Source organism: Mesorhizobium sp. M1A.F.Ca.IN.020.04.1.1 (assembly GCF_003997315.1).
In the GTDB taxonomy this organism is placed as follows: Bacteria; Pseudomonadota; Alphaproteobacteria; order Rhizobiales; family Rhizobiaceae; genus Mesorhizobium.
The window spans coordinates 1-5,299 of record NZ_RZSN01000267.1 but is presented as its reverse complement, the minus strand read 5'-3'; the positions used below and the strand labels follow the sequence as shown (position 1 = coordinate 5,299).

The following is a 5,299-nucleotide window of genomic DNA, read 5'->3' as shown; positions in this document are numbered from 1 at the left end:
CGCGCCCACTGGACGTTCGTCAGTTCGTACCGTTTGGCCATCCGTCGCGCTCCGAATCAGAACCCTCGGAACGCAATGAATCAACGCCAAACCGCGTTGAGAATCCTGAATGTAGATTGGACCTAGATGGCGGAGTTTCTGGCCGGCATCGAGCAGCTTGCCTTGGTGCGCGGGCTGAAAGCCTCCTTCGTCGCCTATCCGATCGTCAATGCGCTGCACATCATGGCGGTCGGCGCGCTGCTCACCAGCGTCGGCCTCATGGATTTCAGCGTCCTTGGCGCCTTCCGCTCGCTGCCCCACGCGCCGTTCGTCGCGCTGCTGCGCCGCGTAGCCCTTGGGGCGTTTGGCGGCGCGATCATCACCGGGGCGCTGCTGTTTTCGGTAAAGGCGGGCACCTATGCGGCGATGCCGATCTTCGTTGCCAAGATAACACTGATCCTGCTGGCGGGGGCCAATTTCCTCGCCTTCACGCGCTTGACCCGCACGAGCGGGGTGGCCGAGTCGGCCGGGGGCATCGCGGCCGTCCTGGCCGTGATTTCGCTCGGCCTGTGGACCTGCGTGCTTTTCGCCGGGCGGTTCATAGGGTTTTTGTGAAGCAGTTCCACGAAGAGCCGGCTGCTGCTCAGATGTCCGGCGCGTTGCCGACTTTCTTCTTCATCTCCAGCGCCCAGGCGCGGCCTTCGTCGCCGCCCCACAGCAGCCAGGCGATGTAGCCGGCAGAGGGATTTTCCTCGTTGCCGTAGTTCTTGCCGCGCTTGTCGACCTCATGGCGGGCGAAATAGCTGACCATGCGGCGGATGGTCGAGGGTGAAAGGTTCTTGCGGTTCTTCAACTCCGTCGCCCTCGCGACGCCGATCTCGGTGCCGCCGCGGCCAAACTGCTTGCGCAGGCGCAGCCCCTTGGCGGCGTTGTCGGCGACCACCTGCGGGCAGCACAGGTCGATTTCGTCTTCGGACATGTCATTCATCGCAGATTTTTAGTCTACGAGCAGAATGCGGGGAAGCAGAGTTCCGAAGTTGCTAATCGGTGCCGGTACCAATGCCCTGAGATGAAAGGGCACGAAGTCGCGCTCTACGGCGCAATCCTAAGCAGGCGAAACGGGCGCTCAGTCGATAGGCCAGCGGTTGCGGCAACGGTTCATTAATAGTCAGCCAATCGCTGGAATGGGCCGCCCGAATGAGCGTTGCCTTGTCGCCTGCCGCCGAAGATTGGCAAGACGGTTCATTAGACAGAGATTGCACCGTGGCTGGTGCGCTTCGTAGCGCCAATAGCCTTACCCAAAATATTCCTGCAGCGGCCGGACCTCGAGGTTCCCCGCCCTTAGCGCCGCGATCGCCTCGGCCACGGCCGCAGCACCCGACAGCGTGGTGTAATACGGCACCTTCTGCATCAGCGTCGCGCGGCGGAGCGACTTCGAGTCCGACACGGCTTTCTGGCCGTCGGTGGTGTTGAAGACGATCTGGACCTGGCGGTTGCGGATGGCGTCCTCGATGTGGGGGCGGCCTTCGAGTACCTTGTTGATCTTTTCCGCCGTCACGCCGTTCTCGGCGAGGAAGCGGGCGGTGCCGGAAGTGGCAAGCACCTTGAAGCCCTGCTCGGCGAGGCGTTTTACGGCGGGCAGAATCCCCTTCTTGTCTTCGTCGCGCACCGAGACGAACAGCGTGCCCGCGCGGGGGAGATCAACACCCGCCCCTAGCTGGCTCTTGGCGAAGGCCAGCGCAAAGTCGCGGTCGAGGCCCATGACCTCGCCGGTCGAGCGCATTTCCGGCCCGAGCAGGATGTCGACGCCGGGGAAGCGGGCGAAGGGGAAGACGGCTTCCTTGACCGCGATATGGCCGGGATTGCGCGCGTCGGGCATGGCGCCGTAATGCGCGAAGGCGTTTTCCAGCGTCTCGCCGGCCATGATGCGGGCGGCGATTTTCGCAATGGGGCGGCCGATGGTCTTGGCGACGAAGGGCACGGTGCGCGAGGCGCGGGGATTCACCTCAAGCACATAGACCGTGCCGTCCTGGATGGCGTATTGCACGTTCATCAGGCCGCCGACATTGAGCGCCCGGGCAAGTGCGGCGGTCTGGCGTTCCAGCTCGTCGACGAGTTCCGGCTGCAGCGAATACACCGGCAGCGAGCAGGCGCTGTCGCCCGAATGGATGCCGGCCTCCTCGATGTGCTCCAGGATGCCGGAGACGAAGGTTTCCTTGCCGTCGCAGAGGCAGTCGACATCGACCTCGGTGGCGCCGGTCAGATAAGTGTCGAACAAAAGCGGGTTCTTGCCGAGCAGCGTGTTGATCTGGCCGGTCTTGTCGGCCGGGTATTTCTGCTTAATGTCCTCCGGCACCAGGCCGGGCACGGTGTCGAGCAGATAGGTCTGCAGCATGCCTTCGTTGTAGATGATCTGCATGGCGCGGCCGCCGAGCACATAGGACGGGCGCACCACCAGCGGAAAGCCGAGCTCGGCAGCGACGAGGCGCGCCTGCTCGACCGAATAGGCGATGCCGTTCTTCGGCTGGGTGAGCCCGAGCTTGTGCAACAGCTTCTGGAAACGGTCGCGGTCTTCCGCAAGGTCGATCATGTCGGGTGAAGTGCCGAGGATCGGGATGCCGGCCTTCTCCAGCGCGTCGGCCAATTTCAGCGGCGTCTGGCCGCCGAACTGGACGATGACGCCGACCAGCTCGCCGGAGGCCCGCTCGGCGCGCAGGATCTCCAGCACGTCCTCCGGCGTCAGCGGATCGAAATAGAGCCGGTCGGATGTGTCGTAGTCGGTCGACACGGTCTCCGGGTTGCAGTTGACCATGATCGCCTCGAAGCCGGCGTCGCGCAGCGCAAAGGCGGCATGGCAGCAGCAATAGTCGAACTCGATGCCCTGGCCGATGCGGTTCGGGCCGCCGCCGAGGATGACGACCTTCCTGCGCGACGAGACGCGCGCCTCGTTGGCGAGCTCGCCGGCGAAGGGCGTCTCATAGGTCGAGTACATATAGGCGGTCGGCGAGGCGAACTCGGCGGCGCAGGTGTCGATGCGCTTATAGACCGGATGAACGCCGAGCTTTTGCCTGGTCTTCTGAATGACTTCCGCGTCGGTTCTGGTCAGCGACGCCAGGCGTGCGTCGGAGAAGCCCATCGCCTTCAGCATGCGCAGGTTCGGCGCATCCTGCGGCAGGCCGTGCTCGCGGATGCGCTCTTCCATGGCGATGATGCCGGCGATCTGCTCGAGGAACCACGGGTCGATCTTGCACATGGCGTGCACGTCTTCGAGCGAGGTGCCCATGCGGATCGCCTGCGCCACCATGCGCAGCCGATCGGGGGTCGGCGTGCCGAGCGCGGCGCGGATGGCGTTGCGGTCGTCGACGTGGTCTGCCGAGCCAAGGCCGGGGATCTCGATCTCGTCGAGGCCGGTGAGGCCGGTTTCCAGTCCGCGCAGCGCCTTTTGCAGCGATTCCTGGAAGCTGCGGCCGATGGCCATCACCTCACCCACCGACTTCATGGCGGTGGTCAGCACCGGCTCGGCGCCCGGGAATTTCTCGAAGGCAAAGCGCGGGATCTTGGTCACCACATAGTCGATCGACGGCTCGAACGAGGCCGGCGTCGCACCGCCGGTGATGTCGTTCTCCAGCTCGTCCAGCGTGTAGCCGACGGCGAGCTTTGCCGCGACCTTGGCGATCGGGAAGCCGGTCGCCTTCGAGGCGAGCGCGGACGAGCGCGAGACGCGCGGGTTCATCTCGATGACCACGAGGCGGCCGTCGGCCGGATTGACGGCGAACTGGACGTTGGAGCCGCCCGTCTCGACGCCGATCTCGCGCAGCACCGCGATCGAGGCGTTGCGCATCATCTGATACTCTTTGTCGGTCAAGGTCAGGGCCGGCGCGACGGTGATGCTGTCGCCGGTGTGCACGCCCATCGGGTCGAGGTTCTCGATCGAGCAGATGATGATGCAGTTGTCCGCCTTGTCGCGGACCACTTCCATCTCATACTCCTTCCAGCCGAGCACGCTCTCCTCGATCAGCACCTCCGTGGTGGGCGAGGCGTCGAGGCCGGACTGAACGATGTCGTAGAATTCGGCGCGGTTGTAGGCGATGCCGCCGCCGGTGCCGCCCATGGTGAAGGAGGGGCGGATAATCGCCGGCAGGCCGACATGGTCGAGCGCTTGCGCCGCGATCGCCATGGCGTGGCTGATATAGCGCTGCTTGCGGTCGCCTTCGCCGAGATTCCAGCGCGTCTCCAAAGCATCGAGCGCGGCATCGAGGTTTTCGGGGTTCTCGGCTTTGAGCGCGGCGCGCTCGGCCTCGTGGATCTTGCGGTCGGCGTCCTTGACTTCTGTGGCGTTGGCCAGCATCGAGCGCGGCGTCTCCAGCCCGATCTTGCTCATCGCCTGGCGGAACAGCGCGCGGTCCTCGGCCTTGTCGATGGCATGCGCATCGGCGCCGATCATCTCGACATTGTAGCGGTCGAGCACGCCCATGCGGCGCAGCGACAGCGCGGTGTTGAGCGCCGTCTGGCCGCCCATGGTGGGCAGCAGCGCGTCGGGGCGCTCCTTGGCGATGATCTTCGCCACCACTTCCGGCGTGATCGGATCGATATAGGTGGCGTCGGCCAGCTCCGGATCGGTCATGATCGTGGCCGGGTTGGAGTTGACCAGGATGACGCGGAAACCCTCTTCCTTCAGCGCCTTGCAGGCCTGGGTCCCGGAATAGTCGAACTCGCATGCCTGGCCGATGACGATGGGGCCGGCCCCGATGATCAGGATCGACTTGATGTCGGTGCGTCTTGGCATGGTCTGTGGATTCCGTTCGGCGAGCGGCTTGCACGAAAAACCGGGCGGGGAGGACCCGGCCGGTTGTGCTTGCGATTCTGGTATCAGGCTAGGAGGGCCTTATAGGGAAGAGTTTTGGCGGATGTAACCCCGAAAATGAGGGTTTTGCGGGTTGGCGTGACGGCATTCCTTCGCGCCCCCTCTGCCCTGCCGGGCATCTCCCCCACGAGAGGGGAGATTGGACGTCACGACTACTTTCGCCAATTTTCGACGGTGAAGAAAAAGCGAGGCGCCAAAACAGCCGATCTCCCCCCAAGTGGGGGAGATGTCCGGCAGGACAGAGGGGGGCGCTGTCCCGCCGGCGTCTTCAGCCTATCAATTCCCCAGGGCCAGCTGATCCGTGATCTCAAAGCGCTCCGAAACGCCGATGCGGATCATGTTCAAGCTGCCTTCGCGGGTGAAGCGGAATTCGTCGGAGGAGTCCGAGCCGGCCGGCTTGCCGTCATGGAAGTGGATGATGCGCGTGCCGCCGTCCGGCCAGGTCACGGTCACGAC

3 protein-coding genes and 1 pseudogene are annotated in these 5,299 nt (G+C 64.5%); 1 reads left to right on the top strand and 3 read right to left on the bottom strand.

What is annotated here, in order from left to right; all coding sequences use genetic code 11:
- Positions 1–126 precede the first annotated feature (126 nt).
- On the top strand, positions 127–594 hold the full coding sequence (locus tag EOA49_RS30010; protein WP_067326725.1) for a hypothetical protein: 468 nt from the start codon (positions 127–129) through the stop codon (positions 592–594).
- A 28-nt stretch (positions 595–622) separates the two neighbouring features.
- Here the strand turns inward: EOA49_RS30010 and EOA49_RS30005 are convergent, their stop codons facing one another.
- The 3 genes and pseudogenes from EOA49_RS30005 to EOA49_RS29995 all read right to left on the bottom strand — a co-directional run.
- Positions 623–958: a hypothetical protein gene (locus EOA49_RS30005; protein WP_095801825.1), complete on the bottom strand. Its 336-nt coding sequence runs from the start codon at positions 956–958 to the stop codon at positions 623–625.
- Between the two features lie 315 nt (positions 959–1,273).
- Positions 1,274–4,765, bottom strand: coding sequence for a carbamoyl-phosphate synthase large subunit (gene carB, locus EOA49_RS30000; RefSeq protein ID WP_127241368.1), 3,492 nt, complete (start codon positions 4,763–4,765; stop codon positions 1,274–1,276).
- Between the two features lie 354 nt (positions 4,766–5,119).
- Positions 5,120–5,299: pseudogene (locus EOA49_RS29995) on the bottom strand (SH3 domain-containing protein); the annotation flags it as partial.